Raw genomic sequence first — 4,070 nt, forward strand, 5'->3', positions numbered from 1 at the left:
CCGCACCCCCGGTCATCCCCTCCGGGCTCTACGGCAAGGACGACCCCACCTACGACGGCGTGTGGCGGCAGTCCTTCGCGCTGCTCGCCCAGGACACCGTGGGCGTCAAGCCCGCCGCGCAGGCCGTGGACTGGCTGGTCGGCCAGCAGTGCGCGAACGGCTCCTTCCCCGCCTTCCGCGCGGACACCACCAAGGACTGCGACGCGACGGCGTACATCGACTCCAACGCGACGGCCGCCGCCGTGCAGGCCCTGACCGCGCTCGGCGGGCACGGTGACGGCGTCAAGAAGGCCGTCGCCTGGCTGAAGTCCGTACAGAACGAGGACGGGGGCTGGAGCTCCAACCCCGGCGGGGCCATGGACGGCGGCACCGACGCCAACTCGACCGCCATCGTGATCAGCGCGCTGACCGCGGCCGGCGAGAAGCCGGCCGAGGCCAAGTCGAAGGCGGGCAAGACCCCCTACGAGGCGCTGCTCTCCTTCCAGCTGGGCTGCGCCGCCGAGCCGGCCGCCGACCGGGGCGCCTTCGCGTACCAGCCGGTCGGCGGCAAGCTGCTCGCGAACGGCGACGCCACGGCCGCGGCCGCGCTGGCCGGCCTCGGCAAGGGCTCGGCCGTCGTCCCCTCCGGTACGGACACCCCCGCCACGGCGCTGACCTGCCCGGCGGCGGGCGCCGCGGACCCGGCGGCAGCGGCCCAGGGCGCGGCGGGCTACCTGGCCGAGGCCCTCAAGAAGGACGGCCACCTGACGGCCGTGACCCCGGGCGCCGACCAGCCGACCCCGGACACCGGCAACACCGTCGACGCGGTGATCGCCCTGGCCGCGGCCGGGCACAAGCAGTCGGCGGCGGGCGCGCTGGAGTGGCTGAAGGCCAACTCCGCCGAGTGGTCCAAGGGCAGCCCGGCCGCCCTCGGCACCCTGGTCCTCGCCGCGCACGCCACGGGCACCGACCCGAAGTCCTTCGGCGGCACCGACCTCGTCGCCGCACTGAACGCGACCGGCCCGGCCCCGCAGGGCGCGGACACGGACGCGACGTCCGTGGAGAACGGGAAGGACGGGTCGACCGGCGGCCAGAACCTCTGGTGGATCATCGGCGCGGGCGGCGCGGCCGGCGTCGGCATCGGCATCCTGCTGAGCGGCCGCCGTAAGAAGAACCAGCTCTGATGCGCCGCCGCCCCGCCGCAGCCCTCTCCCTCGCCCTCGCCCTCTCCCTCGGGATCGTCCTGGCCGTGCTGGCCGCCGCTCCTGCGATGGCGGCGGGCTACCGCTACTGGTCGTTCTGGGACGGCTCGGGCGGCGGCCGGTGGTCGTACGCCTCGCAGGGCCCCTCGACGGCCCGCCCGGCGGACGGCTCCGTCCAGGGTTTCCGCTTCTCGGTGAGCGAGGACGCGGCGGCCGACGCGGCCCGGCCGCGCGCCGAGGCCGACTTCGAGGCCGTCTGCGGGACCACCGCACCGGCCGAGGGACGCAAGCGGGTGGCGCTCGTCATCGACTTCGGCGTCCCCGATCACGCCCCGGCGGGCGAAGCCCCGCCGCAGGACGCCCCGCGCACGGCCTGCGCGCAGCTGCCGCCGGACGCCACGGCGGCCGAGGCGCTGGCGTCGGTCGCGAAGCCGCTGCGCTACAACAGCGCGGCGCTGCTGTGCGCGATCTCGGGCTACCCGAAGCAGGGCTGCGGCGAACCCATGGCGGACGCCGGAGCGGCGCCCGCCGCCCCGGCCCCGGAGGACGACGGCGGCCCGTCGGCGGGCCTCCTGGCGGGCATCGCGGCCGTGGCCGCCCTGGCCGCAGCCGGCATCTGGCAGTCCCGCCGCCGCACCCGATGACGACCCCGACGCCCCCCGGCCCGGGCGAGGCGGCCCCGCCCGAAGCCGCCGAACCGCACGGCGCAGCCGCGTCCGCCGCCCGGCGGCTTTCTGCCGCGCCTGCGGGCTCCGGCCCGGCATCGGGCGGGGGCGTGGCGGCCGCCGGCGGCGCCCGGGCATCCGCGGGGGCCGCCGGCGGCCGGAGCCCGGGTGGGTACGCGGGCCGGCCTGAGGCCGGTCGCACCCCCACCGGAGCCGCACGCGACGACGTGACCCCGGCCCGGCGGAGCCTCCCCGCGGCGCAGGACCCGCCGCACCGGTCGACGTACAAGAAATGGCAGGCCCCGCTCGCCGCCCGGGCCACCGCCCTGCACGCCGGGGCCTGGTGGCTCTGGGCCCTCGGGCTCGCCACCGCCGCCTCCCGCACCACCAACCCGCTGCTCCTCGGGCTGATCGTCGGTGTCGCCGGGTACGTCGTGGCGGCCCGCCGCACGGACGCGCCCTGGGCGCGTTCCTACGGCGCCTTCCTCAAGCTGGGCCTCGTCGTCATCGGCCTGCGCCTGATCTTCTCCATGCTCCTCGGCTCCCCCGTCCCCGGCGCGCACACCCTCTTCACGCTCCCGGAGATCCCGCTGCCCGCCTGGGCGCAGGGCATCCGGTTCGGCGGGAAGGTCACCGCCGAGCAGCTGGTCTTCGCCTTCTACGACGGCGCGAAGCTGGCCGCCCTCCTCGTCTGCGTGGGCGCCGCGAACGCCCTCGCGAACCCGGCGCGGCTGCTGAAGTCCCTGCCGGCCGCCCTGTACGAGGCCGGGGTCGCCGTCGTCGTCGCCATGACCTTCGCGCCGAACATGGTCGCCGACGTGGTCCGGCTGCGGACCGCCCGCCGGCTGCGCGGCCGCCCCACCGGCGGGGTGAAGGCCATCCTCCAGATCGGCCTGCCGGTGCTGGAGGGCGCCCTGGAGCGTTCCGTCGCCATCGCCGCGTCGATGGACGCGCGCGGCTACGGGCGCACGGCGAAGGTCCCGCCGGCCGTCCGGCACACCACCAACGTCCTCACCCTCGGCGGCCTCCTCGGCATCTGCGCGGGCACGTACGGGCTGCTGGCCGCGCAGGGCGCCGCGTACGGGCTCCCCGTGCTCGGCATCGGCGCGGTCCTGGCCCTCGCGGGCCTGCACCTCGGCGGGCGCCGGTCGGTACGGACCCGCTACCGGCCCGACCGCTGGGGGCCGCGCGCCTGGCTGGTGGCCGGGTCGGGCGCGGCCGTCGCCGCGCTCCTCATCCGCGCAGGCACCGTCGACCCCGCCGCGCTGCACCCGGGCGTGGTCCCGCTGGTGGCGCCCACGCTGCCGCTGTGGCCGGCGGCGGCGATCCTGATCGGCCTGCTGCCCGCGTTCGTGGCACCCGTACCGCCCAAGGAGGCGTCGCTGTGATCCGCTTCGAGCAGGTGTCGGTCACCTACGAAGGCGCGGCCGGGCCTTCCCTCCAGGACGTCGACCTGGTGATCCCGGAAGGCGAGCTGACCCTCCTGGTCGGCCCGTCGGGGGTCGGCAAGTCCACCCTGCTCGGGGCCGTCTCGGGGCTGGTCCCCCATTTCACCGGGGGCACGCTCCGGGGCAGGGTCACGGTCGCGGGCCGTGACACGCGCACGCACAAGCCGCGCGAGCTCGCTGACGTGGTGGGCACGGTCGGCCAGGATCCGCTCGCGCACTTCGTGACGGACGTGGTGGAGGACGAACTCGCGTACGGCATGGAGTCCCTGGGCCTGCCACCTGCGGTGATGCGCCGCCGGGTGGAGGAGACCCTGGACCTCCTCGGCCTGAACGAACTCCGCGACCGGCCCATCGCCACGCTCTCCGGCGGCCAGCAGCAGCGGGTCGCGATCGGTTCGGTCCTCACCCCTCACCCCCAGGTCCTGGTGCTGGACGAACCGACGTCCGCGCTGGACCCGGCGGCGGCGGAGGAGGTCCTGGCGGTCCTCCAGCGCCTGGTCCACGACCTCGGCACCACCGTCTTGATGGCGGAGCACCGGCTGGAGCGGGTGGTCCAGTACGCCGACCAGGTGCTGCTCCTACCGTCCCCCGGGGCCGCGCCCCTCCTGGGGCCCCCGGCGGAGATCATGGCCGTCTCCCCGGTCCACCCCCCGGTGGTCTCCCTGGGCCGCCTCGCGGGCTGGTCCCCGCTCCCCCTCTCGGTCCGCGACGCCCGCCGCCGCGCCGCTCCGCTCCGGACCCGCCTGGCCGACTCCGTCGCCGCCCTCCCCGAACCC

General features: G+C 76.8%; 4 protein-coding genes. All 4 read left to right on the plus strand.

Translation table 11 applies throughout. The features are described 5' to 3' along the window. A partial coding sequence (locus tag PV721_RS41895) for a prenyltransferase/squalene oxidase repeat-containing protein (RefSeq protein ID WP_319733928.1) occupies positions 1–1,163 on the plus strand: 1,163 nt, incomplete at its 5' end. Then, on the plus strand, positions 1,163–1,825 hold the full coding sequence (locus PV721_RS41900; RefSeq protein ID WP_319733930.1) for an SCO2322 family protein: 663 nt from the start codon (positions 1,163–1,165) through the stop codon (positions 1,823–1,825). The genes PV721_RS41895 and PV721_RS41900, both read left to right, overlap by 1 nt. A gap of 248 nt (positions 1,826–2,073) precedes the next feature. After that, positions 2,074–3,234, plus strand: a complete 1,161-nt coding sequence (locus PV721_RS41905; protein WP_319733932.1) for an energy-coupling factor transporter transmembrane component T — start codon at positions 2,074–2,076, stop codon at positions 3,232–3,234. Next, positions 3,231–4,070, plus strand: an 840-nt coding sequence (locus PV721_RS41910) for an ABC transporter ATP-binding protein (RefSeq protein WP_319733934.1), incomplete at its 3' end; no start/stop codon positions are given. The genes PV721_RS41905 and PV721_RS41910, both read left to right, overlap by 4 nt.

Origin of the sequence: Streptomyces sp. MB09-01 (assembly GCF_033794505.1) — a bacterium.
Taxonomy (GTDB): domain Bacteria; phylum Actinomycetota; class Actinomycetes; order Streptomycetales; family Streptomycetaceae; genus Streptomyces.